This is a genomic window from Chryseobacterium suipulveris (assembly GCF_022811685.1).
GTDB classification, from domain to species: domain Bacteria; phylum Bacteroidota; class Bacteroidia; order Flavobacteriales; family Weeksellaceae; genus Kaistella; species Kaistella suipulveris.
The window spans coordinates 2,154,109-2,179,062 of sequence record NZ_CP094532.1 but is presented as its reverse complement, the minus strand read 5'-3'; the positions used below and the strand labels follow the sequence as shown (position 1 = coordinate 2,179,062).

Here is a 24,954-nt window from a genome sequence, read left to right as displayed (position 1 = left end):
ATAAAAGCAATGGCAAATGGAGGTGCGCAAGAAAATATCAGCAAAAATATTATTGAAGAAATAAAAATAATAAATCCACCTAAAGAAATTATTTTGAAATCAGGCTTTCATAAAATAATTGATAAACTTGAGTCACTGACAAGACAAAACCAAAAACTAGAAGAATTAAAAAGTCTGCTGCTGGGTAAGATGGCGGTGGAGAATTAAAAATAAAAAATGATTTTATGATTAATAACGTTTGTCGTGGAACGGGGTTGATTTTTGTAGAAACGGGGATTTTTGTAGAAACGGGGATTTTTGTAGAAACGGGGATTTTTGTAGAAACGGGGATTTTTGTAGAAACGGGGCATGCCCCGTTTCTACAAAAATGAAAAAAATCAAAAACAAATCAATCAAACGCAATTAAAACAACAAAATAAAAAATGGAAAAATTCCGAAATAAATATCGAATTGGATCTGCACGTGCCAAATGGCACGATTACAATGGCGGCATTTATTTCATTACCATTTGCACCAAATATCGGATGCATTATTTTGGGGAAATTGTACAAACGGGGCGCGTAGAATCGGGGCATGCCCCGATTCCAAACGAAACGGCGCACGAAAACGAAACGGCGCATGGAAATGAAACGGCGCACGAAAACGAAACGGCGCATGGAAATGAAACGGCGCATGGAAATGAAACGGCGCATAGAAATGAAACGGCGCACGAAAATGAAACGGCGCATGCGCCGTTTCTACAGCCGACGGAAATTGCAAATTATACCAATGATTGCATAATCAATTTGGCAAATCACAATCGGTATGCAAACGTGATTGAATATATCATCATGCCCAACCATTTACATTTATTAATCGAAATTGACGAAACGAAAAAAAACGAAATTTCCGAAATAAATCCAGAAAACATCGTCAACAAAAAAATGCAGGATATTTCAAAACGCAAAGGTTTATTATCTGTTGCAATAGGCAGTTTGAAATCTGCCATAACAAAATACGCGAACGAGAATGATATTGTATTCGGATGGCAATCCCGATTTCACGACCATATTGTTCGTGATGATGGCGAATTTGAAAGGATCAAAAATTATATTATCAACAATCCTAAAAATTGGAAAGATGATAAATTCTTCTCATGAAAATTATTCTATGGAAAAGAATATAAATAAAATTACGTGCTAATGAAATTCACCGAAGCCCAGTTAGAACAAAGCGTTATTGCTCTTTTAGAGGAGCAGGGTATTCCGCATACTTCGGGGTTGCAGATTCATAAAACGCTGGAAGAAGTGCTGCTGAAAGACGACCTGAAAAACTTTCTGTACAGCCAATACCACGATATCACGCCCAACGAAATCCAACAGATTATTCTGAAACTGGAATATTTTTCGGCTTCGGCACTGTATGAAAGCAACCGGGATATCATCCGTTTAATTTCAGACGGTTTTACCCAGAAAAGAGAAGACGCTTCCAAAAAAGATTTGTTCATTCAGCTGATTGATTACTCAGAAAAAGATGAGAACATCTACCGTTTTGTGAACCACCTGGAAATAAAAGGCAGCGAGAAAAGAATTCCCGACGGCATTCTGTACATCAACGGAATTCCTTTGGTAATTTTCGAGTTCAAAACCGCGATTCAGGAAAACACCACCATTCACGATGCCTACAAACAGCTCACGGTACGCTACAAACGTGATATTCCCGAACTGCTGAAATACAATGCGTTTCTGGTACTCAGCGATGGCGTGAACAACAAGGCGGGCTCTATGTTTGCGCCGTATGAATTTTTCTACGGTTGGCGCAGAGCAGAAAGCGATGAAACGATTTCCAAAGACGGGATTGCCTCGCTTTATACGATGGTGAAAGGACTGTTCAACAAAAACCGGCTTCGGGATGTGATTCAGAATTTTATTTATTTCCCGGATACGAGTAAGAAGCAAGAGAAAATCGTTTGCCGATATCCGCAGTATTACGCTTCACGGAAACTGTATCACAACATCCTGAACCACCGAAAACCCGAAGGTGACGGAAAAGGCGGAACCTATTTCGGAGCGACAGGTTGCGGCAAAAGTTATACGATGCTTTATCTTTCGCGGCTTTTGATGCGCAGTACGGAAATGGCAAGTCCAACCATCATCCTGATTACCGACCGCACCGATCTGGACGACCAGCTTTCGGAAACATTTACCAATGCCAAAGCTTTTATTGGCGACAATCATATTGTGAGTGTCAGTTCTCGTGAAGATCTCAGAAACCAACTGAAAGGCAGGGAAAGTGGAGGCGTTTTTCTCACCACCATTCACAAGTTCACCGAAGATACCGAACTGCTTTCGGAGCGTAGCAATATTGTCTGTATTTCGGATGAAGCCCACCGTTCGCAAATCAACCTCGATAAAAAACTGAAAATTACGGAGGATGAAGTGCGCACCGGATATGGTTTTGCGTATTATCTTCATCAATCATTACCGAATGCAACTTATGTTGGTTTTACCGGAACACCAATTGATAAAACGATGGAAGTTTTTGGTGAAGTGGTTGATGCTTACACGATGAACGAATCGGTGCAGGACGAAATTACGGTGCGCATTGTTTATGAAGGCAGAGCCGCAAAAGTAATTTTGGAATCGCAGAAACTGAAAGAGATTGAGGATTACTACAATATGTGCGTTGCCGAAGGTTCCAGTGAATACCAAGTGGAGGAAAGTAAAAAAGCCACCACCGGACTAAATGCTGTTTTGGGAGATGATGACCGGTTGAGAGCTGTGGCAAATGACTTTGTGAATCATTATGAAGGTCGTGTAAAAGAAGGAGCAACCGTTTGCGGAAAGGCGATGTTTGTTACCTCGAGCCGTGAAATTGCATATGCGTTTTATAAAAAACTTTTGGAGCTTCGTCCGGAATGGGGAGAAATAAAACCGCATGAAGACGGTGCAGAACTGACAGAAAAAGAAAAGAAAACCCTGAAACCGATTGCGAAAGTCAATATGGTGATGACGCGGGATAAAGATGATGATGAAGACCTTTACAAACTTTTGGGTACTAAAGATGACCGCAAGGAGCTCGACCGTCAGTTTAAGCAGGAGAAATCTAATTTCAAAATTGCGATTGTCGTCGATATGTGGTTAACAGGATTTGATGTGCCGTTTCTGGACAGCATCTATATTGATAAACCGATTCAGGAACATTCATTGATTCAGACCATTTCCCGCGTCAACAGAAAGTTCAAAGGAAAAGATAAAGGTTTGGTGATTGATTATATCGGCATCAAAAACAATATGAACTTTGCATTGGCTAAATTCAACAATGCCGATCAAAATGAATTTGAGGATATCGAAAAAGCCATTGCGATTGTGAAAGACCAGTTGGATTTGCTGAGAAAACTGTTCCATCATTTTAATTCGAAACCTTACTTTGAGGGAAGTCCGGTTCAGAAACTGGAAAACCTGAATCTCGCCGCTGAATTTGTGCAGACCACCGAAGATTTGGAAAAACGCTTTATGCGCATCGTGAAGAAAATGAAGGAGGCCTATAATATTTGCTGTTCATCCGATGCGTTCAGCAGGGAAGAAGTGGATGAGATTCATTATTTCACGGCGATCCGTTCCATTATTTACAAACTGACCAAAAAGGAAGCTCCCGATATTGCACAAATGAATGCCAGAGTTGCGAAAATGGTGGAAGAAGCCATTCAAAGCGACGGTGTGGAAGAAGTTTTTAAAATGGATGAAAATGCAGGGGAAAAGATTGATATTTTCGGGGAAGAATATTTGGAGCGAATCAATCGCATAAAACTGCCGAATACCAAAATCAAAATTCTGCAGCGGCTTTTGAAAATGGCCATTGATGATTTCAAGAAAGTCAATAAGATTAAGGGAGTCGATTTCAGCAAACGCCTCCAGAATATTGTCGATAAATACAATGAACGAAGTGAAGATATGGTTTTGGCGAATGATGTTTTGGATGATTTGGCCGGACAAATGGCAGATTTACTCCGTGATTTGAAAGAAGAAAAGTACTCATTCGAGAAAATGGGAATCGATTTCGAAGAAAAGTCATTTTACGACATTCTGAAAGACATCCGCGACAAGTATAAATTCGAGTATTCCGAAGAAAGCTTGATTGCTTTAGCAAAAGACATCAAGATAATCGTTGACGATAAAGCCAAATACACCGACTGGAGCGAACGCGAAGACATCAAGGCCGAACTGAAAGTCGATCTCATCCTGAAACTCGCTGAACACAAATATCCACCGGTAACGAGAGATGAAGTGTATAAGGAGATTTTTGAGCAGGCGGAGAATTTTAGGAGGTATAGAGAATAACAACGATACATGAATGGATCGAGAAGTTTCACCAGTTTTTTAACAGCAGAGTGAAGAAAGTATAAGATTAAAGATTGCAATGGTTCAGAGGTGCAATTGGTTTAAGTCCCAAGTTTCATGTTTCAAGTTTACTCACAATTTTTTTTATTTTTTTATTTGAGTTCGTGAATGCTTCGCATTTCAAGTTTCAAGTTTACTCACAATTTTATTTATTTTTTAAATTGAGTTCGTGAATGCTTCGCATTTCAAGTTTGAGGTAGTGAAAAAATTGACTCGTAGAAATTCACTCAAAGAAATTCACCGCGCCCCAAATTCACTTTTGACATTTGTCTAAAAACCACTTTTTAATTAAATTGAAGAATATCAAATGAATAATCTTAGCGACCAACTCCACCTCCTCACCAACACCTTCATCGAAAAGGATGAGAAATACCGCTATCTTTCTGGGACGGGAAAAAGTGAACTGGAAGCAAGGTTCATGACCAAAATCGGAAACCGCAGAATCGATCTGCTGAACCTTCAGCTGGAAATAAAGGCAATGCAGCGGAAAATAGAGGAGTTCAATGCTGCCATCAACAAGAAGGAAGTTCCGAGCATCGCTTTGATTAATGCAAAAGTACTGGTGGAAATGACCGAGCAAAGAGAAGCCATCCTGAAACAGAAAGAACAAGTTGTTGCGGCACAAGATTATTTAAAAAATCTCGTGTTCATTGCCGATCCCACAGAACTGAAAGAAACGTACCGCCAACTGGCGAAAAAACTGCATCCCGATGTGGTGGCAGAAAACACAGAGCAGCTGCAGGAATTGTGGCTCCGTGTTCGCGACGCTTATGTTGCGGGAGACATCGACACGCTGAAATCTATAGAAATTGTGTACGCCGATGTTCTCGCTCATCTGAAACCTGCCGACGAACAAAGCGAGGAAGAACTTCAGAAAAAGGTTGATTTCCTTAAAGAAAGCATTCGTGCACTCGATGAAAAAACCTTGGCATTAAAGAACACTTTTCCCTACACGATTGAAACGCTCCTCAATGACAACGAGCTCATTTCCGCAGAAACCGCAAAAATAGAGGCGGAGATCGAGCAACACGATGTTTACCTTCAGGAATTAATCGCTAAATTTGAAAAAATGATCCATGACCATGGCGGACAATAATTTTCTGATCCAACCCGCAAAGGGAATGGCGACTTTGCTCGGTGCAGGAACGCTCAACCTGAACGTACTGCTCCGCGATATTGTGGTGCTCGAAACCAAAGTTGCCGGAACCATGTATTACGAACCCGAGGAATTTGAGCCATTGGTCAAGAAAGACATGCGTCTTCAGATGGTTCGCGAACCCGAAAACAAATACGATAAATTCGCAGTTGCCCTTTTTCTCGACGACAGCAAAATAGGTTATTTGCCGAGAACGCAGAATGAAGTCATCGCACGCTTAATGGATGCGGGGAAAGAATTCAGCACCAAAGTGGTTTCCAAAAAATGGAACGAGCAGAACAATTGGCTGGAAATCGAGATTGAGACGAGTATTAAGGCGTAGATGCGGGGTTGGTGCAGGGTGCAGTTGGTGCAAGGTGTTGCAGTTGTTCCAAGTTTCGAGTTCCAAGTTTCAAGTTGCAGGTTTACTCACAATTTTATTTATTTTTTAAATTGAGTTCGTGAATGCTTTGCATTTCAAGTTTCAGGTTGGGAAAATAAATTCACTCGCAGAAATTCACTCGTAGAAATTCACTGCGTAGCAAATTGACCATCCGCTTCAATATTTTTTTATCGCGACATCCTTTGTCGTTATGGCGAACAATCTTTGCATCATCAAATCTTGCAATTATGGAAACAAAGATAAATTTCAACGTGTTGGAAAAGTGAAGAGAGGAAAATTGGGTTTTATTAATCACTACAATGTTGAGGTTTAGATCTTGATAACGATCTTATAATTGCAGTTAAATGCAACTATTGAACGATAAATGAGCAGCAGCATTTCTGAAAGTAATTTCCATCATCAAATATTTTCTGTAACACTTTTTAGCAACATTAGACTTATCGCAAATTAAACATCATTCTCAATGAAAAAACTCAATATCGGTATCCTCGCTTTGGCTGGAATTATCGCACTGAATTCCTGTGCAACCAAAGTTTCGACACCGCCACAAACCCCTCAAACTCCTGAAACTCCGGTGAAAGAAGTAGCCACAATTCAAGAAAAAGGTCTGGATCTATCGACAATGGACAAGTCGGTTCGTCCGCAAGATGACTTCTACAATTACGTGAACGGAAGTTGGATGAAAACGGCTAAAATCCCCGCAGACAAATCAACGTGGGGAAGCTTCAACAAATTGGCTGAAGATACCGACAACAACTCGATGACGATTCTCAACTCGCTGCTCAACGATAAATTTGCGGAGGGAAGCGAAGGCAAGAAGATCCAGGATCTGTACGCAACCTATATGGATATGGGTAAGAGAAACGCGGATGGAATTTCGCCCATCAAGTCTGATTTGGCAAAAATTGATGCGATAAAATCTGTTGCCGATCTGCAGAATTATTTGATCGAAGCGACCAAAAACGGTGAAAATCCTTTTTATTCGTGGGCGGTTTATCCCGATTTAAAAGATTCTAAAATGAATGCGGTTTATTTGGGTGACGCTTCCTTAGGTTTGGGAAGGGATTATTACCAAAAAGTGAATCCGAAAAATACCGAAACTTTAGCGGAATATACCAAATTCGTTGCAGGAATGCTGGATGTTTTAGCATATAAAAACTCTGCAGCGGTGGCGCAAAATATCGTGAATTTCGAGAAGAGTATGGCGCAAACTTTTTTGACCAACGAGCAGATTCGTGACGCCACTTTGCAGTATAATCCACAGACGATGCCGCAGCTGAAAACTTTGGTGAAGAATATTGACTTACCGAAATATCTGACTTCTGTTGGCGTGAATAGCGATAAAGTTATTGTGGGTGAACTGAAATATTACAAGAATTTAGACAAGTTCATCGCTGCTAAAAATATTCCTTTGATTAAAGATTATATGAAATATCATTTGCTTTCGGGAAGCGCAAGTTATTTGTCGAAAGATCTGGATGACAAGAAGTTTGCCTTCTACGGAAAATATCTGAACGGACAGCAGGAACAAAGGGCGCAAAACAAAAGAGCGTACCAGCTGATCAACGGAACTTTGGGTGAAGCGTTTGGAAAACTGTATGTGGACAAATATTTCCCTTCAGAAGCGAAAGCACAGATGGTGGAACTCATCGGTTATCTAAAGAAAAGTTTCGCTTCCCACATCAATAATCTTACTTGGATGTCGCCAGTTACGAAGGAAAAAGCAATGAACAAACTCAACAAGTTTACGGTGAAAGTTGCTTATCCCGACAAATGGAAAGATTACTCCAAACTCCAGATTCAATCGGAAGCAAACGGAGGAACTTTGTACAAGAATCTCCAAAATGTTACCGCTTGGCAATATCAAAAGGATCTGGATAAAATCGGAAAACCTGTGGACCGCACAGAATGGGGAATGACGCCGCAAACGGTGAACGCATATTACAATCCTCTGAACAACGAGATTGTGTTCCCAGCTGCTATTCTGCAACCGCCGTTCTTTAATCCAAATGCCGATGCTGCCGTAAACTTCGGTGGAATCGGAGCGGTGATTGGTCACGAAATGACGCACGGTTTCGATGATTCAGGAGCACAGTTTGACGCAGATGGAAATCTGGTTGATTGGTGGACTGCAGAGGACAAAGCCAATTTCGAGAAAGCCACAAAATCCCTCGCTGCACAGTACAACACGTATGAACCTGTAAAAGGAACTTTTGTAAACGGTGAATTTACCAATGGTGAAAATATTGCAGATTTGGGAGGTGTGAATATTTCTTACGACGCACTACAAATGTATCTTAAAGATCACGGAAACCCTGGTTTGATCAGTGGTTACACACAGAGTCAGCGGTTCTTTATGAGTTGGGCAACTGTTTGGAGAACTTTGCAAAAAGAAGCAGCGCTCATTAACCAAATCAAGACCAACGAACACGCACCAGGATTGTATCGCGCATTTGGACCGCTTGTAAACACCGATGCTTTCTACAACGCGTTTGATGTAAAGCAGGGAGATAAACATTACAAAAAACCAGAAGACAGAATCAAGATCTGGTAAACAATTAAATCACTCAATTAATTTTGGGTGATTTTTTTTGAAATTCCTAAACCTCATAGGTTTCGAAAACCTATGAGGTTTCCTTTTTTTTTGCAAGTCACATCAAACTCATTAAAACCACAAAAGTCACAAAGTAATAACTATATCTAAAGAATTTCAAAACAGATAAAAAAGAAAAAATTCCCTGCTTGAAGAAGACCAGTTGGATTTTCTGCGCTTTTGTGACTTTTGTGGTTAGATTAAAAATGCGTCTTACTTGTTCAGCAAGCTTTTCCCTGAAATTCATTATATTTGAAACAGACTTAAATAGATTTAAATGAAAAAGATCACCATCAGCTTACTGGCGCTTTCGGGAATTGTATTTCTGAATTCCTGCACGACAGCAAAAACTGCCGAAACCAAAACAGAACAGAACGCTCCATCAAACCCATCCGTAAAAGATGAGGGAATCAACCTTTCATATATGGACACCTCGGTTCGCCCGCAAAATGATTTCTACAATTATGTGAATGGAAACTGGATGAAGACCACCGAAATTCCTTCCGACAAGACAAGTTGGGGAAGTTTCAATGTTTTAAGGGAAGAAGTTGACAATGCATCACTCGACATCCTGTATAAAATCCTTTCAGAAAAATTTGCCCCCAATTCAGAGGGTCAGAAAATCCAGGCGCTCTACGAAAGTTTTGTGGACTGGAACAAAAGAGATGCAGACGGACTCAACCCCATTAAACCAGAAATTGCGAAAATCGATAACCTGAAATCGGTCGCTGATCTGCAAAAGTATTTGATCGAGGCGACAAAGAGTGGCGACAATCCGCTTTACCAATGGAGAGTAAGTGCAGATATGAAAAACTCCGTAATGAACGCGGTTTATCTCGGTGGTCCGTCTTTAGGTTTGGGTAAAGATTATTATCAGAAAGAGAACGAAGCCAATACCAAGACTTTAGCGGCATATACCGATTATGTAGCGTCAATGTTTGATGTGTTGGGCGACAAAACTTCGAAGCAGACAGCAATGCGCGTCGTGGCATTTGAAAAGCAGCTTGCCGCAGATTTATTGACTTTGGAACAGGGGAGAAATGCGAATCTGCGCTACAACCCGAAATCGGTTAAGGAACTTTCAACACTCGTTACTCACGTCGATTTACCAGCATATCTTAAGAGTGCAGGAGTAAACACAGACAAGGTAATTGTAACCGAGCTCAAATATTACCAAAATATGGACAAATGGATGAACGAAAGAACACTTCCGCTCATCAAGGAGTATATGAAGTTCCAGCTGCTGAACGACAATGCGACCAATCTGGACACCAAACTCGACACGATGAAATTCGATTTCTACTCCAAATATCTTCAGGGTCAGAAAGAGCAACGATCGATGGAAAAGCGTGGACTTTCTGTGGTCAACGGAACTTTAGGTGAAGCTTTCGGGAAATTATATGTGGAAAAATATTTTCCTGCTGAAGCTAAAACTAAAATGGAGGATTACATCAGTTATCTGAAGAAAGCATTCAAAGCACATATCGATAATTTGGATTGGATGTCGGCAACAACCAAAGTGAAGGCGCAGGAAAAACTCTTAAAATTTGGTGTAAAAATCGCTTATCCCGACAAGTGGAGAGATTACTCGAAACTTCAGTTAGTTGCCCCTTCGCAAGGTGGAACTTACTACGCCAACCGCGACAAAATCTCGAAATGGAATTACCAGAGAAACTTAGCGAAAATAGGCAAACCAGTTGACAAAACTGAATGGGGAATGTCGCCTCAAACGGTGAACGCTTATTACAGCGGCTCCAACAACGAAATCGTGTTTCCTGCTGCGATTCTTCAGCCGCCGTTTTTCAACTTTAAGGCAGATCCAGCGGTAAATTTTGGTGGAATTGGTGCGGTAATCGGTCATGAAATTTCCCACGGTTTTGATGATTCTGGCTCCAGATTCGATGGCGACGGAAACCTTAACAATTGGTGGACCGACGCAGACCGAAAAAACTTCGACGCAAAAGTGGCACAACTTGCCGCTCAATACGATAAATATGAGCCAGTAAAAGGAAGTTTCGTAAATGGGAAATTCACCAGCGGCGAAAATATTGCGGATTTAGGTGGAGTTGCAGTTGCACATACCGCACTTCAAATGTATTTGAAAGACCACGGTGACCCAGGAAAAATCAGCGGTTACAATCAGGATCAGCGATTCTTTATGAGTTGGGCAACCGTTTGGCGCACCAAATCAACCGACCAGTTTATGGTAAACCTCGTGAAGACCGACCCGCATTCGCCGGGATATTTCAGAAGTTTCGGACCGTTGGTCAATCTGGACTCTTTCTATAAAGCGTTCGACATCAAACCAGGCGACAAGCTGTATAAAGCGCCGAATGAAAGAATTAAAATTTGGTAAAATAATAAACAAATCCCTTTCTTTTGCAGAGAGGGGTTTTTATACTTAAATTTTGAACTTTATCAATAAGTGTATGGAAAACAGAAAATTAAGTATGAAAAAAATAAAAATAAAAATTTCATATTAGCACTAATTATTTTCTAAAATCGGTACCCAAAATTTAATCCGCCATCGGCAACGAGTGGAAGTAATGCTTTAGGATGCAGCAACTCAATTCCGAGATCTGCATAAATATCAATCGTAAATTTTTTTATGATTAAAAACTTGTAGCCTATTCCACCTGTAATTCCTAACTCGTCGTATAATCCAACGGAATGACTGATGTTTGGATCTTTCGAAGGAAAATATTCGTCGTGAAAATAAACCACCGAAAACTGTGTGTAAAGTTTGCTGAAATCCTGATTGTTTAAGAAATAGTACCGTCCAAATGATTTTAAAAATAAACGGTTTCTCACATCCTGTTGCCTGACAATTCCCGTTCCCAGATGCATTCCCGCCGAGAAATGATGCGAAAGTTTTCTTTCATAACTTAGATCAAGCAACTTTGCAAGATTAAATTTCACCTCGTTGTTCTGAGAAAAAACAAGACTTGAAAATGAAAGCAGTAATAATAGATAAATTTTTTTCATCGTGATAATGAGATAAAGTTAAACTTTAACTCGGATAAAATTAGACATTTTATAATCTCCGAAAGATGATTCAAATCAAGATTTCATTTTTTCATTATCTTTAATTCATGAATATCGTAAAAGAAAAAAACACCATCATCAAAAATCCTGAAACTAAGGATTTCCTTGCAGACGCTTTCTATCCCGAAACTTCCGAAAAACTCCCGCTCGTGATTTTTGCCCATGGTTACAAAGGATACAAAGATTGGGGTGCATGGAATTTAATGGCGGAAAAATTTGCTGAAGCAGGTTTCTTCTTTGTGAAGTTTAATTTCTCGCACAACGGAACCACGGTGGAAAGTCCCTCAGAATTTGGCGATCTTGAAGCTTTTGGAAATAACAATTTTACCAAGGAAATGTCGGATTACGATGCGGTTCTCGACCATTTCTACGATAATCCGAAAATCGACAAAAACAAAACCGCCATCATCGGTCACAGTCGCGGCGGCGGAATTTCTGTCATCAAAGCATTTGAAGACGAAAGAATTAAAGCGTTAGTAACTTTGGCGGGAGTGAGCCATTTCGGGTACCGTTTTCCTTCTGGCGAAAGAATGGAAGAGTGGGAAAAATCAGGGGTGATGTATTCCGAAAACGGCAGAACAAAACAGATGATGCCGCATTATTTCCAGTTTTTTGAAGATTACAAAGCCAATGAACAGCGTTTCAACATTCAGTATGCAGCACAGCATTTAGAGAAACCTTTTTTGATAATTCAAGGAACTGACGATGAAGCGGTGAAAGACAATGAAGCTTTTCTACTCAATGATTGGTGCAAAAATTCAGAGCTCGCGATTCTCGAAAACGCCAATCACACTTTCGGCGCAAAGGAACCGTGGACAGAAGATCTTATGCCAAAAGACTTGCAAAAAGCAGTTCAAGAAATAATCATTTTCTTGAATAATAATTTCGATTTACTTTAGGAGAGTTTTCCAAGCTTCCTCGATTCTGCTTTCAAGAAGGTGTTTCTGCGCTTCAGTGTGTGTCGATTCTTCGGGGCAAAAATTCCCTTCTGGAAGCTGTTCCACGTTGGCCAACATTCCCAAATCGTTGCCTGTAAATACTTTGCTGAACTTGATTTCATCAGGCAACAAATCGAAACCGATTCCTTTTGTTACTAAAGGTTTCGGAACTTCGAACAGGTTATTCTCATTATTTCGTGAGTACCAGTTTCCACCGAGACGTGCCACCAAATCAAGTTTGAGCTGGTCGAGACTCCCTGAATCGTTCAGATATTCTTCGAGAACATGAATCTTGATGACTTCGCAAATCACTAAATTTCCTGCGCCGCCTTCAGTCCCTAAATGTTTTACTTCAAGGACTTTACATTCGAGATTTACAGGGCATTCTTCGATGAGTTTCGGTTTTACCAAATCGGCTTCTTTCATGGTCAATCCCGATTTTGTAAACTCATTGACTTCCTTCTCGTATTCGGTTGAGGCCAAAGAAATCTGCTGCACGATTTTGAAATTTACAATTCCGATCACGACTTCGGGAACTTCCAGAACGTTTTCTAACGTGTGTTTCGTGGTATTGTCGCGCACTCTTCTTGCGGGCGAGAAAATCACCACCGGCGGATTAGAGCTGAACAGATTGAAAAAACTGAACGGGCTCAAATTCACATTTCCGTCTTTATCGACAGTTGAAGCCAATGCAATCGGACGTGGTGCAATCGCCGTCTGCAAAAGTGTTTGAAGTTGTAAATTATTTAAATCTTTAGGGGAAATTGTTTTCATTTTTTTAAACCATCAAATTTATAAGGAGAATAAACCACAAAGTCACAAAGAAAAAAAGACATTAAAATTCCTTAGAATCAGTCAAAAAATCGAAACTAAGAATTTCGCTGTTTAACCACAAAGTCACAAAGAAGAAATCTCTAATCTAAATTCTGAAAAAAAGTCAGAAAATCAGATTTGAGGAAATATTTGTCTTACGATAATATTACAAAAATGAAAAACATTCTTTGTGACTTTGTGGTTTTAATTTTTAATACAACTTTCTGTAGTATTCTTTATTTTAAACATTTAATTATTTAGAACCATAAACCACTAAGGAACAAAATAAAAAATTTGTAGTCATAATTCTTTAGAATCAGTCAGAAAATCTAAACTAAGAATTATACTTTTTTTAACCACAAAGTCACAAAGAAAATCCGGCATCATAATTCTGAAAAATACATCAGAAAAATAATTTGAATTCTTTTGTTGCTAACTGCAAAGTCATAAAAATCAAACAATATTCTTTGTGACTTTGTGGTTTAATCTTTAATACAACCTTCTGTAATAATCATTCACATAAGTTTCGTGTCCTTGATGCATAATATTTTTAACATTGAAATTAACCAAAATTCCTTTTGGTTTTTTCATCAGATTGATATAATTTAATATTTGCGCCCGATGAATATCACTGAATTCTGAAACCGATTTTATTTCGATCACGATACAGTCTTCAATTAGGAAATCACAGAAAAAATCGCAAAATAGTTCTTTTCCTTTATAGGAAATGGCAACTTTCATTTGTGAAACAAATTCAATTCCCCTCAATCTGAATTCTTCTTCCAAACATTTTTGATAAACACTTTCCAAAAGCCCAGGTCCCATTATTTTGTGAACTTCTATGAGTGCACCATTAATTTTATAAGTCAGTTGGTCAATGTCTGCTTGTGTCATTGTATTAGTTTTTGATTGTTAGTACTAGTTAGCAGGCAAGATTTTTCCTGAAACCTCACCGAAACCTACACGGACTCCGTTTTTCTCAGCGTAACCGCGCATGATGACCGTGTCATTGTCTTCGATGAATTTTCTTTCAGTCCTATTGTTGAGTTTCAATGGGTTTTGTCCGCGCCAAGTCAGTTCGAGCATTGAACCAAAAGAATTTTCGTCTTTACCTGAAATCGTTCCCGATGCGTACATATCGCCTACTTCCACATTACAGCCATTCACGGTGTGGTGCGCCAATTGCTGTGCCATATTCCAGTACATAAATTTGTAGTTGGATTTGCAGATCAGGTTTTCATCGCCATTTTCTGGTTGCAGATAGACTTCGAGATTGATGTCGAAATTCTTGTCACCCTCAAATTTCAGATAATCCAAAACCTCAGGGTCTTGCGTCGGCGACGAAACCCGGAACGGATTCAAAGCTTCCAAAGTCACCACCCAAGGTGAAACGGAACTTCCGAAATTTTTACCGAGAAACGGTCCGAGCGGAACATATTCCCAACTCTGGATATCTCGTGCAGACCAGTCATTAAACAGAACCATTCCGAAAATGGCGTCTTCAGCTTCAGCGGTTGAAATACTTTCACCCATCTCGGTATTTTTGTTGACGATAAATGCCATTTCCAGCTCAAAGTCGAGTTGTTTTGAAGGTCCGAAAATTGGTTTTTCCGCATCTGCAGGTTTCATCTGACCTTTCGGGCGATGAATTTCAGATCCCGAAACCACAATTGACGAAGCTCTACCGTGATATCCCACCGGAAGGTGTTTCCAGTTCGGAAGCAGCGCGTTTGCAGGATCGCGGAACATTTTCCCCACATTCGTCGCATGCTCGATGCTGCTGTAAAAATCGGTATAGTTCGGAACGTGAACCGGCATCATCATTTTCACCTGATCCAGGTTATAGAAGCACTCTTCAATGGTTTTTTCGTCTCTCGCCAGTTTGGACTCTTCATCCAAAAGTTCCTGGATTCTCTCGCGAACGGCATTCGTAACAGGTTTTCCGAGTTCGATGAATTCGTTTAAAGTATAGGCCTCGAAAACATTGTCGTCCAAACCTTCGATATCGTCAAAAAAACCATAGTCGTAAAGTGTTGCCAAATCAATCACCATATCGCCAATTCTTGTACAGCAGGCGATATATTCTTTGTTAAATACTGCAACACCAAAAGGAATATTATGGATTGAAAAATCTGAATTTTCAGGATAATTCACGAAAGATTTCATAATTGTTTATTTAAAGTTGAAGGTTCAATCCCACTGAACAGGACTGAACCTTTTTGGGACTTATTTTCTGTTAACCGCACTTTCCTCAATCCACCGTTCTTTGGAATTGACGTCGATCAGGTAAACGATTTTTTTCTGTTTTGTCAGAAGCAGAGTCTTGGTTACCGGAATCGGAATTTTCTGACCTTCCAGCTTATCAGCTCTTAATGAGATGATATTGTGTTTGGACCGCACCACATCGCCGGAAAAGACATTCGAAGTGGTTTCTCCGTTGGATTTGTCGTCAAACATTTCCACGTAGGTCGCCTTGTTTCCTTTCAACACGATGAAGTTTCTTTCGGTATGGTCGGCGAAATCTTTGATCAAAACAAACTTGGTGTCGTCAAGGTTGATGTTCTGCAGATCCTGTTTAATGCCGCGTCTTTCTTCAAGCCGGTTAAGGATTTCATTTAACGATGCATACTGCGCCTTTAAACCGAAAAAGAGTAAAAAAAGTGTGAACGCGAAAAGCTTCTTCTTCATTAAGAATGGTAGATTAAAACGGTTTTTGGATTAAAGATTCCCTCTTTTCGCCTGTTCTCTTTCCAGTGCTTCAAACAGCGCCTTGAAGTTTCCAGCGCCGAAACTTTGTGCGCCGTGTCTCTCGATGATTTCGTAGAAAAGGGTAGGTCGGTCTTCAACCGGTTTGGTGAAAATCTGGAGCAGGTAACCTTCCTCGTCGCAATCCACCAAAATTCCAAGGTCTGCAAGTTTTTTGATGTCTTCGTCGATTTCACCCACTCGTTCAGGAATCATTTCGTAGTAAGCTTCAGGTGGAGCCGACAAAAATTCTACACCTCTTGCTTTCAGTTCAGTCACGGTTTTGATGATGTCTTTAGTTGCAACCGCGATGTGTTGAACTCCTTCTTCTTCGTAGAAGTCAAGGTATTCCTCAACCTGGGATTTTTTCTTTCCTTCGGCGGGTTCGTTGATCGGGAATTTTGCGTAACCGTTTCCGTTACTCATCACTTTCGACATCAAAGCGGAATATTCGGTGTTGATTTGCTTGTCGTCAAAACTCAGGATGTTTACAAACCCCATCACATCTTCGTACCATTTTACCACAGGAAGCATTCTGTCCCAACCCACGTTTCCTACGCAGTGATCAACATACAGAAGTCCCACATCGGATGGATTGTAGTCGCTTTCCCATTTTTCGTAACCGGGCATAAAAGGTCCGGTGTAGTTTTTTCTTTCGATAAACATGTGCACGGTTTCACCGTAAGTATAGATTCCCGACATGCGCACCTCGCCAAATTCATCGGTGATGGTTTTTGGCTCCATGTAAGGTTTTCCGCCACGTTTTACGGTTTCCTCAAATGCAGAATAGGCGTCATCTACCCAAAGTGCAAGGATTTTCACACCGTCGCCATGTTTTTTCTGGTGCTCGCAAATCGGTGAATCCGACTTTAAACCTGAAGTTAAAACCAAACGGATTTTCCCTTGTTGCACAACATAGGAAGCGCGGTCGCGAACTCCGGTTTCGGGACCTGCATAAGCAACCGACTGAAAACCGAACGCGGTTTTGTAGTAATGTGCTGCCTGTTTTGCGTTTCCGACATAGAATTCGATGTAGTCCGTTCCATTGATGGGCAGGAAATTCTCTGCCTGTGCGATTTTTTCAGCGAAAGTGAGTGTTGACATTATACTTTTTTTATAAGAAATTTACTTTCGCCAAGATAAGAAAAATTTTGCGTTTTGTTAAAGGTTGAAGTCACAAAAATTAAACGCACTCATCCGCTCAGGATTTTACAATCTTCTTGCATCGCGAGTAGGTTTCGGGCGTGATCTGCAGATACGACGCGTTGATTTTGTCTTTCAGCCGGGTTTTCCACTCGCTGTTTTCTTTCAGAAAGATTTCTACTTTTTCCTGCGGTGTAAATTGGGTGAGAAACTCAATTCTTCGGATTTGGTAATTCTGAAAATCCTCCAGATCTTGGTGTACATATTTTTCGCGTTGGTAGATTTGGCAATGAAGTCCTGAAAATCTCCCTGTTTTATGCTTATTGCTTCAATGTTTTCCAACGCCTGAATTGTAGCGGGACTTTCGATTTTTTCGGAAAAAACTGAGCAGAATCGTGCAGAAATTATTTTCGGGGACAATCAGACGGGTAAATTTCTGTCCGTTCTGATTGGTGTGGAATGTTCGCAAAATTACATTGTTGACGAAGTATATCTTTTGGCAAATTTCAGCCGCATGTAAAATGGTTTCATTTTTTTTTGAAAGTTTCCTTCTGGAAAAAATTGCCAATCATTCGGATTTCATTTTCGTTGAAGCTGAATTCTTTCTGGGCAAAATTCATCAAATTTTCAAAATCGTTCATTCATCTGAATTTGGTTGAATAAAGATAAATAAAACTAAAGAAGTTTAAAGTCCTATTTTCAATCCGTAAGAAAAAATCCCGGAGAATGATCTTCCGGGATTATTTATGAAAAAACTAAAGCTCACATTTAAACCTTTCAAAAGCTGCTCTGTCAAGCGCTTCTCTGTCATCCGGATGCGCAATTCCGATGAGTGCTTTTGCACGTTCCCTTAAACTCTTTCCGTAAAGGTTTACGGTTCCGTACTCGGTACAAACGTAATGAATGTGTCCTCTCGTCGTCACCACTCCCGCTCCTTGTTTCAGGAAAGGAACGATTCTCGGAACGCCTTTGTTGGTTCGGGACGAGATTGCCATAATTGGTTTTCCGCCTTCTGAAAGTGCGGCTCCACGCATGAAGTCCATTTGTCCGCCGATTCCCGAGAACTGGTAAGTTCCGATCGAGTCAGCACAAACCTGTCCCGTCAAATCGATTTCGATTGCAGAATTGATGGCGTGCATTTTCTTGTTCTTCATAATATTGATCGGGAAGTTCACGTGCTGCACATCCATAAACGCGATGGAAGGATTGTTGTCCACAAAATCGTACAGCTTTTTCGTTCCGAAACAGAAACTCGTAATGGTTCTGTTCAGGTGGGTTCCTTTGAATTTATTGTTCACCACGTCGTTTAGAATCAAATCGATAATACCGTCGCTCAACATTTCCGTATGTACTCCGAGGTCTTTGTGGTTTCCGAGACATTTCAAAACCGCATCAGGAATAGTTCCGATTCCCATTTGTAATGTCGCCTTGTCGTCAACAAGTTCGGCTACGTTTTTACCGATCTGCATTTCGATATCGGTTACTTTCGCGCCGTAATCTAAGGTCATCAACTCCTCATCATTCCAAACCATTTTGTGGATTCTGCTGTAGTGGATCATTCCGTCGCCGTGAGTTCTCGGCATTTTCGGATTTACGATTGCGATGATTTTTTTTGCAGTATCTACCGCTCCTCTCGCCACGTCCACCGAAGTTCCCAACGAGCAGTAACCGTGACTGTCGGGTGGTGAAACCGTCACCATTGCCACATCCAGCGGAAGGATTCCGTTTTTGAAAAGGAAAGGGATTTCACTCAAAAAGATCGGCACAAAATCCCCTCTCTCGCTGTTTACCGCTTCACGAACCGGAGTAGAAGTGAAAAGCGACTTCACAAAGAAACTGTCTTTATACTCAGGTTTTGCGATTTCCACATTGCCTTGTTGCGTGATCGAGACGAGCTCCACATCTTTCAGCCGCGAAGATTGCTTTGCGAGTTCATCGTAGAAAAGATTTGGGGTACACGCACTGCCGTGTCCGAAAATTCTGTCGCCACTTTTAACCAACGATACGGCTTCTTCAGCGCTTACGTAATTAATCATTCCAGTATTTTTTTATTTGAATTTAACCTTATAATGTTCCCAAAAATACAATTTTTAACCAAGGTTTGAAAGATGAATTTTGTCAATTAATGGTTGATTGCTCGGAGAATCTTATGTTTAAAATAGAAAATTTAGAAAATCTCAATATCAAAAAAAGATTCAGAAAAACCCTGAACCTTTTTGTTTTCAATAGATTGCTCAACCTCAACCTCAACCTCAACCTTAACCTCAACCTTAACCTCAACCTATTCCTGACTGCGGTCTCCCAAATGATTTTCAGGCGTTTCAAGCCAGGAAGCGTAATAGGTTTTGTCTTCCACTTTCAAAGCTTCTTCCGTTAATTTTAATGGGCGGAAAGGATCGACCATCACCGCATATTCTTCAGTAAATTTTTTGCCGATACTCCGTTCCATCGCACCTGGATGTGGACCGTGAACAATTCCACCCGGATGCAGCGTGAAATCCATCAAATCGATGTGGTTCCTGCTCATGAAATCTCCTTCGGTGTAGAAGAGAACTTCGTCGGAATCGATATTGGAGTGGTTGTACGGAGCAGGAATCGCAAGCGGATGATAATCGTAAAGTCGCGCTACAAAAGAGCATACCACGAAATTGTGTCCTTCGAAATTTTGGTGAATCGGCGGCGGCAAATGAACCCGCCCCGTAATCGGTTCGAAGTTTTTGATGTTGAATTTATAGGGGTAAAAATATCCGTCCCATCCAACCACATCGAAAGGATGCGTCGCATAGATGAAATCCCAAATTTGGTTTTCCTTTTTTACTTTAATTAAAAATTCTCCCTGCTCGTCTTTTGGCTCTACAAAAGTCGGGGCTTCGATATCTCTTTCACAAAATGGGGAATGTTCCAGAAGCTGCCCGAATTCGTTTCGGTAACGTTTCGGTGTATAAATCGGGGAGTGTGCTTCTAAAACGAGCATCACATTTTTTTCGGTGTCGAGCTCCACCTGGTAAATCGTTCCGCGTGGAATAATCAGATAATCGCCAACAGAAAATTTCAGTTCTCCAACGAAAGTTTTCAGCGTCCCGCTTCCTTCGTGGATGAAAAGAAGCTCGTCGCATTCCGCGTTTTTATAGAAGTAGTCGGTGGATTTTTTTGGCTTTGCAAGTCCCATTTTCAGGTCGTTGTTCAGCATCAGGATTTTTCTGCTGTCGAGGAAGTCGTCTTCGGCAGTTACGTTCATCCCTTTAAACATTCTTGGAGTCACGTTTTTATCGACCGCGATTTTCGGGGTCACATCTTTTGGTTTGCTGATGGATTTGATCTGCGTTGGTCGGTGAATATGGTAAAGAAGCGAAGAAATCCCGTGGAAACCTTCGGTGCCAAAAAGCTGCTCGTAATAAAATTTGTCGTTGTCGGACTTGAAAACGGTGTGTCTCTTCTGGGGGATTTTTCCCGATTGGTGGTATCTCATTATACTCCTTTTATTGATTCACGTAAAAATACGATTTTTCTCGGCAATGGGAAAACCATTAAATAAAAGTGACAAGTCAAACGCATAAAATCTTAACCACAAAAGTTGCAATAGCTTGCTGTCAAATAATAATTATTAAGTTGAACCATAATAATCTTTGATGACACAAAAGTTCAAAAAATCGAAGATTTTTTCTTTTGTTATCTGCTAAAGCATAATTTGAAACTCTTTAGGTATAGTATTTAAGCACTATTCTTTTGCGGCTTTTGTGGTTTTATGAATTTGTCTCTTTAATACGTTTGACCTCATAAAAGTGAGAAATACTGAAAAAATGGTGGAAAGCTGCTAAAAGTAAAACGCAAAGTTTTTTGAGATTCAACTTATTTCTTTAGTGGGCAAAGATTTTTCCATCAAAGATGGATTGATGAAGCGAACGCTTACTCAACAAGTTCTTTGGCTTCGAAATATGATACTTTCACAAGAAAAACTTTGTGGTTTTTGAGTAAGACGAGATTCAAAAACTATAGAGCTTTTTCCTAAAACTCCATCGCCGCTTCGTAAAACTCGCTTTCCATTACACCGAATTGCTGTGCGAGAATTTTGATTCCGTTAATGTTGAGAAGCTGTTGTTGGTTTTTAGAATTTAAAGGAATGTCGCCGATTTCCGTTTTAATAATGAAGTTGTCGCCAGAAGTTTCAAACTGGATTTTCTCGAAAGGAAGTTTTCGGAAATAGTTGGAGGTGCTTTCCACAACGTCGGAGAATTCTACAGGATAGATGAGAACGCCTCCCGCAACAATATTTTCGAGAACGGGTTGTAGTTTTTCTGCAGCAATTTCTTCCGTCACCAAAACAATGTTTGGATTAAAATCTGAAGCTTCGTTTGAATCTTCAGTTTCAAAAATGACGAAATCACTGTCGTTAAAATCCGTGCTTCCTTCTCCCGAAAAAAAATCAAAATCCTTTCCGTTGAAATTCAGCACACTTTTCAAAAGATCGGCAGCTGAAGTATTTGAAGAAAAAACAAGAACACGGGTTTTGTTTTCGGCGTATTGTAGGAATCCCGGGAATAGCGTCATTTCAGTTATTTGGTTTCGGCGGTACTCCCGATTTTTGAGTCAATCAGTTGGCGGAATGTATTCACAATATTTTCCCAACGTTGACGGTCGTTTTCCATAATAAATGAACCGTCGTTCTTGCTTCCCGAATTATTGCCGACTTTCACGTTGATCGAAGTGGTGACATTGTCGTACACTTTCTTCAGGTCTTCACGGATCGTGCGGAATTTATTGTCGGTGAGCGCCTTTTCGATTCTGCCGATTTCTTCGTTGGTTACCTTGAAATCTTTTTTAATATTTTTTCCTTGCCCTTCAAATGAATAATGGGCGTTGTTTCCCTTGATCAGGAAGTTTTCGTAAGTTGGTGCATAACCGCCGCTTCGGGAGAAACTGTAGTCGAAATCCGAATATTTCTTGTGGGAGTTGCACGAAACTAAGAGAACTGCAAAAACGAAGAGCGCGATGATTTTTTTCATTTTTAAAGATTTTTAATGTAAAAAGTGAGTTCAAAAATTCCACCAAACTGGGTGTAAACGCAATGAAAGATTGACATTCTTATGTAAAATTATTTTCTACGGAATCAGTTTTAACCCAATTTAAGTAGTCTTCTCTTCAGATTTTTGTGATTTTAGTTCGAGGTCGTATTCGTGTAAAAGGTTGAAATCTTCGGTCTGTTCGATGGCAACCATTATTTTGTGCAGAATCGTTTGTGCGTCGTCGTGGTCGTAATCGATATCCAGAGGTTTCTTAAATTCCATTGTTGGTCGCACTCCGGTAACTTTCACGCGCAATCCTTTTTTGTCGAAAGCTCTTCGGAATCCGTTGATCTTTATCGGAACCACAATCGGCCGCTGATTTTTCACCAGTTTCGCGGTTCCTTTTCTTCCCTGCGCAAATGCGGAAGTTGTTCCCTGCGGAAAAGTGATCACCCAACCGTTGTCGAGCGCTTTCATAATATTTTCAACCTCGGTGAGATCGACCATTCGGTTGACATTCTGACCTTCTGCGCGCCAAGTTCTTTTCACCGTCACCGCTCCCGCCAATTTGAAAAGTTTGGTCATCAATCCTTTATTCATCGTCTCTTCCGCGGCAACGTAATAGAAATCGACTTTTGGATTCAGCAGATAAATCGGGTTTTTAATGGTGTTGAGATAGCCGTTGTTTACCGCACAGAAAGCGTGATACATCGCTGCAACATCTGCGAAATAAGTTTGGTGGTTCGACACGAAAAGTACGTTGGAATCGGGTAAGTCCACAAGATGTTCGGTTCCCGTGATCTTCAGTTTGTTGAAACCGTTGAACCTTCGGTAAGAAACAATTCCCAGTACGAAAATGATGGTGCGTTTCAGGAAGTACAGGGTTCCGAACGCGTCGGTAAAGATGTTTTTCTTCGCCATTGATCAATTACACATAATCTGCGAATTTACAAATTTTTCAATAATTGGCTGAATTCACTTAAAATCATTGAAGTCGCTCCCCAAACCAAATAATTGTTGAAATTGATGACGGGAACTTGCACACCGCGTGAACTTGGGAGTGCCATCATTTCTGGCTTTTCGATGAGATTCAGCAATGATGAAACGGGGAACTCGATCAGCTCGACCGCTTCGGTTTCCTGAAGGATGAATTTCGGATTTTTCTTCGTGTATGAAATATACGGACGAACATAGAAATTGCTCGGCGGAATATAGATCGGCGACAGTTCGCGGATGATTCTCACGTAATGCTCGTCGATTCCCATTTCTTCGGAGGTTTCCCGTTTTGCGGTCGCTGCAAAATCGACATCGCTTTCCTCTTTTTTTCCGCCAGGAAGCGAGATCTGTCCGCTGTGTCGGTCGTGTTCGTTGGTACTTCTCACAATAAGCGGAAACCACCATTCGTTGTCCTTCAGGTATAGCAGAATATTGACGGCGGCAAATTTGGGGTTTTTCGTGAGGATTTCCTCGTAGGTGAAAAGCGGTCGGTAAGGAGGCGAATAAATGGCGTGCGCATTTTCACCGTGGAGTTCCGCTTCCTTGATTTTCTGCAGTAAATCTCTTCCAAAAATTTCCATACCACAAATTTACGGAAATGCGTATTGAAAGTGTTTTAAAGGAAAGTTAAAGTTTCGTTGGTTCAGCTGACTTCGATATGTCCCCAGTTTTCACCAGTCTTGATTCGGTGGATCTGCATTTCGGAAACGTTGAAGTTTTTGGCGATCCGTCGGTTTGGGATTCCGCGTTTCAGCTGCTTTTTGATGAGCATCACCTGAGTTACATCCAGTTTCGCGCCGCTTTTTCTTTTTCTGGTTTTTCTAATGTTTTGTTCGGCGATCACATAAGGACTTTTTTGTTGATGCTTCGCATTTTCTTCGGGAGTCATCCATTTCAGGTTGGATGATTTGTTGTTTTGCTTGTTGAAATCGAGGTGCGCGACGATGGTTTGGTCTTCGCTTTCCTTAGGAATAAAAATTTCTGCAACTTTTCGGTGAACCAGAAAATGGTGGTGTATTGTGCGCTGTTTAAGGTTCTTTGCAAGAATCTTGCTCAGCTTCACGGATTTTTTCTCGATCTGTTTAAAGGTGGAACTGGTAGGTTTCAGTTTGTACTCTTTTTTCAGGTCGGCGATTTCTGATTTCATGAAATCGGTAAGCTCGATAAACTCTGGAGTTTTGGCTTTGTGAAATTTGAATCGGAAGATATTGTAACCTTCGGTTGTAGAACCTTTCAGGATTTTTCCGTCGGAAGATCTGTTGAAACTTCTCACCCTTCCAAAGTTTGAAATCTCGTAGCGGTTGTTGTCGATATAAACGAAATCGAACTCGATGGGTTCCCAAATCTCTTTATGCATCATCTCTTTTTCATTTAGCAGAATCAAAAATAAGGAATTTGAAACAAATCGCTTGTTAACGTAAAAGGATTTATGAAGTCGTTAATGAATCACTTGAAATTAAATTTCAACTTTTAGTAATTAAATATTCGTGCATTCGTGGCAAAATAAGATATATGCTTCATTTCCGCAATTTTATAAAGAGAAATAACCGCAAAGATTTCTTTTTGAATCTCTTTATTAAGTGAGCAAAGTTTTTCCGTCAAAGACGGATTGATGAAGGAGGAACTAACTGATGGTCAATTGAAATTCGTGCATTTGTGGCAAAAAAAACCAAGCATTCTCCGCAAACTCCTCTTTTTTGTCCACAAAAAAACTCCCGAAAAAATTCAGGAGCTTTATTATTTTTGAAACTTCCGTCCGTC

The 24,954-nt window shown here is 40.5% G+C and carries 23 protein-coding genes; 9 read left to right on the top strand and 14 right to left on the bottom strand.

Annotation, left to right across the window (positions count from 1 at the left end):
- Positions 1-9 precede the first annotated feature (9 nt).
- From MTP09_RS10230 to MTP09_RS10195, 8 genes are all read left to right on the top strand, one after another.
- Positions 10-207 (top strand): restriction endonuclease subunit S domain-containing protein, encoded by a 198-nt coding sequence (locus tag MTP09_RS10230; RefSeq protein ID WP_243548311.1) that lies wholly within the window; start codon positions 10-12, stop codon positions 205-207.
- Between the two features lie 17 nt (positions 208-224).
- Complete coding sequence (locus MTP09_RS10225) at positions 225-371, top strand: hypothetical protein (protein ID WP_243548310.1); 147 nt, start codon at positions 225-227, stop codon at positions 369-371.
- A gap of 51 nt (positions 372-422) precedes the next feature.
- Entirely contained in the window at positions 423-1,139 is a 717-nt protein-coding gene (locus tag MTP09_RS10220) for a transposase (protein WP_243548309.1), read from the top strand.
- 42 nt (positions 1,140-1,181) lie between these two features.
- The gene (locus tag MTP09_RS10215) at positions 1,182-4,319 is read left to right on the top strand and encodes a type I restriction endonuclease subunit R (protein ID WP_243548308.1); all 3,138 of its coding nucleotides are present in this window, start codon (positions 1,182-1,184) and stop codon (positions 4,317-4,319) included.
- Between the two features lie 367 nt (positions 4,320-4,686).
- On the top strand, positions 4,687-5,475 hold the full coding sequence (locus tag MTP09_RS10210; protein ID WP_243548307.1) for a J domain-containing protein: 789 nt from the start codon (positions 4,687-4,689) through the stop codon (positions 5,473-5,475).
- A complete protein-coding gene (locus MTP09_RS10205) occupies positions 5,456-5,857 on the top strand; it encodes an HIRAN domain-containing protein (protein ID WP_243548306.1) in 402 nt (133 codons plus the stop codon). The genes MTP09_RS10210 and MTP09_RS10205 overlap by 20 nt, the downstream gene beginning before the upstream one ends.
- Positions 5,858-6,380: 523 nt before the next feature.
- Complete coding sequence (locus MTP09_RS10200; RefSeq protein WP_243548305.1) at positions 6,381-8,471, top strand: M13 family metallopeptidase; 2,091 nt, start codon at positions 6,381-6,383, stop codon at positions 8,469-8,471.
- 316 nt (positions 8,472-8,787) lie between these two features.
- Positions 8,788-10,866, top strand: coding sequence for a M13 family metallopeptidase (locus tag MTP09_RS10195; protein ID WP_243548304.1), 2,079 nt, complete (start codon positions 8,788-8,790; stop codon positions 10,864-10,866).
- 140 nt (positions 10,867-11,006) lie between these two features.
- Here MTP09_RS10195 and MTP09_RS10190 read toward each other — a convergent pair whose 3' ends face one another.
- On the bottom strand, positions 11,007-11,495 hold the full coding sequence (locus MTP09_RS10190; protein ID WP_243548303.1) for a hypothetical protein: 489 nt from the start codon (positions 11,493-11,495) through the stop codon (positions 11,007-11,009).
- A gap of 107 nt (positions 11,496-11,602) precedes the next feature.
- Between MTP09_RS10190 and MTP09_RS10185 the strand changes: the two genes are divergently transcribed.
- A complete protein-coding gene (locus MTP09_RS10185) occupies positions 11,603-12,454 on the top strand; it encodes an alpha/beta hydrolase family protein (RefSeq protein ID WP_243548302.1) in 852 nt (283 codons plus the stop codon).
- Here MTP09_RS10185 and MTP09_RS10180 read toward each other — a convergent pair.
- From MTP09_RS10180 to MTP09_RS10120, 13 genes are all read right to left on the bottom strand, one after another.
- Positions 12,446-13,267: a flavin reductase family protein gene (locus MTP09_RS10180; protein WP_243548301.1), complete on the bottom strand. Its 822-nt coding sequence runs from the start codon at positions 13,265-13,267 to the stop codon at positions 12,446-12,448. The two genes, MTP09_RS10185 and MTP09_RS10180, sit on opposite strands and share 9 nt — an antisense overlap.
- 528 nt (positions 13,268-13,795) lie before the next feature.
- Positions 13,796-14,200, bottom strand: coding sequence for a GxxExxY protein (locus tag MTP09_RS10175; RefSeq protein ID WP_243548300.1), 405 nt, complete (start codon positions 14,198-14,200; stop codon positions 13,796-13,798).
- A 24-nt stretch (positions 14,201-14,224) separates the two neighbouring features.
- Positions 14,225-15,472, bottom strand: coding sequence for a fumarylacetoacetase (fahA, locus tag MTP09_RS10170; protein WP_243548299.1), 1,248 nt, complete (start codon positions 15,470-15,472; stop codon positions 14,225-14,227).
- Positions 15,473-15,532: 60 nt separating this feature from the next.
- A complete protein-coding gene (locus MTP09_RS10165) occupies positions 15,533-15,994 on the bottom strand; it encodes a hypothetical protein (protein ID WP_243548298.1) in 462 nt (153 codons plus the stop codon).
- Between the two features lie 30 nt (positions 15,995-16,024).
- Positions 16,025-17,155, bottom strand: coding sequence for a 4-hydroxyphenylpyruvate dioxygenase (hppD, locus tag MTP09_RS10160; protein ID WP_243548297.1), 1,131 nt, complete (start codon positions 17,153-17,155; stop codon positions 16,025-16,027).
- A gap of 216 nt (positions 17,156-17,371) precedes the next feature.
- On the bottom strand, positions 17,372-17,614 hold the full coding sequence (locus MTP09_RS10155; RefSeq protein ID WP_243548296.1) for a hypothetical protein: 243 nt from the start codon (positions 17,612-17,614) through the stop codon (positions 17,372-17,374).
- A 335-nt stretch (positions 17,615-17,949) separates the two neighbouring features.
- Positions 17,950-19,230 carry an acetyl-CoA hydrolase/transferase family protein gene (locus MTP09_RS10150; protein ID WP_243548295.1) on the bottom strand — a complete coding sequence of 427 codons (1,281 nt, stop codon included), beginning with the start codon at positions 19,228-19,230 and terminating at the stop codon, positions 17,950-17,952.
- 245 nt (positions 19,231-19,475) lie between these two features.
- Positions 19,476-20,663 (bottom strand): homogentisate 1,2-dioxygenase, encoded by a 1,188-nt coding sequence (locus tag MTP09_RS10145; protein WP_243548294.1) that lies wholly within the window; start codon positions 20,661-20,663, stop codon positions 19,476-19,478.
- A 536-nt stretch (positions 20,664-21,199) separates the two neighbouring features.
- Entirely contained in the window at positions 21,200-21,742 is a 543-nt protein-coding gene (locus MTP09_RS10140) for a hypothetical protein (RefSeq protein ID WP_243548293.1), read from the bottom strand.
- Between the two features lie 5 nt (positions 21,743-21,747).
- The gene (locus tag MTP09_RS10135) at positions 21,748-22,197 is read right to left on the bottom strand and encodes a hypothetical protein (protein WP_243548292.1); all 450 of its coding nucleotides are present in this window, start codon (positions 22,195-22,197) and stop codon (positions 21,748-21,750) included.
- 120 nt (positions 22,198-22,317) lie between these two features.
- Positions 22,318-23,118, bottom strand: coding sequence for a lysophospholipid acyltransferase family protein (locus tag MTP09_RS10130; protein WP_243548291.1), 801 nt, complete (start codon positions 23,116-23,118; stop codon positions 22,318-22,320).
- Positions 23,119-23,144: 26 nt separating this feature from the next.
- Positions 23,145-23,774 carry an NUDIX hydrolase gene (locus tag MTP09_RS10125; RefSeq protein ID WP_243548290.1) on the bottom strand — a complete coding sequence of 210 codons (630 nt, stop codon included), beginning with the start codon at positions 23,772-23,774 and terminating at the stop codon, positions 23,145-23,147.
- A 62-nt stretch (positions 23,775-23,836) separates the two neighbouring features.
- Positions 23,837-24,577 (bottom strand): NUMOD4 domain-containing protein, encoded by a 741-nt coding sequence (locus MTP09_RS10120; protein ID WP_243548289.1) that lies wholly within the window; start codon positions 24,575-24,577, stop codon positions 23,837-23,839.
- Positions 24,578-24,954 lie beyond the last annotated feature (377 nt).